This is a genomic window from Micromonospora deserti (assembly GCF_003236335.1).
Taxonomy (GTDB): Bacteria; Actinomycetota; Actinomycetes; order Mycobacteriales; family Micromonosporaceae; genus Micromonospora; species Micromonospora deserti.
Genome location: NZ_POUB01000536.1, coordinates 1 through 728, shown reverse-complemented (window position 1 = coordinate 728; position 728 = coordinate 1). Strand labels below are relative to the sequence as shown.

Genomic DNA, 728 nt, shown 5'->3' with positions numbered 1-728 from the left:
GACGCCGAAGGGCCGGCCCCCGGTTGGGGGTCGGCCCTTCGGTGTTGGTGGGTTCGTCAGGCGGTGTAGCCGCGGGTGGCGATCCAGTCGGCCAGGGCCTCGGTGGTCATCCAGTAGGACGCCTGGTCCGGGTCGGCCGAGTCGGCGATCTTCACGGTCTGGCCGCCGTCGCGGTAGCCGACGACGCTGATGTAGTGCCCGCCCTCGAAGGAGTGGGTGTTGCCGTCGGTGTCGGTGGCGGTGCCGGCGATGTTGGCGACCACGGCGCGGCCCTCGTCCACGGTCTTCACCACGTCGGCGCGCAGCTTGTCGGTCTGCTTGTCGTCCGCCTTGGGCTCGCGGATTTCGACGCTGCGGTAGACGTCCTTGCCGGTTTCCTTGTTCAGGACGGGGGTGATGTCGTTGATGGAGTTGGTGCCGGCCTCGGTGGTGCCCATCTGCTTGGCCATGGCGTCGACGTTGATGTCCTTGCCCTGTACGGAGAGGGCGTTGCGGGCGGCGGCGGGGCCGCAGTAGTAGAAGTTGGGCTGGGCTTCGTAGCGCACGCCGAGTTCCCGCTCGCCGTGCTTGCGGTCGGCGGTGGCGGAGGTGGTGGGCTTGTCGGCGGCGTAGACGGCGGTGACCGGGGCGGCGATGGCGCCGCCGGTGAAGGCGAGGCCGGCAGCGGTCAGAGCGGTCTTGCGCAGAATGTCGGTACGCATGATGATCAAAGCCTTTCGTTCGGGGGT

General features: G+C 68.8%; 1 protein-coding gene. It reads right to left on the bottom strand.

Translation table 11 applies throughout. The features are described from left to right. Positions 1-56: 56 nt before the first annotated feature. Positions 57-701 (bottom strand): C39 family peptidase, encoded by a 645-nt coding sequence (locus C1I99_RS31780; RefSeq protein ID WP_111137798.1) that lies wholly within the window; start codon positions 699-701, stop codon positions 57-59. Positions 702-728: the final 27 nt, after the last annotated feature.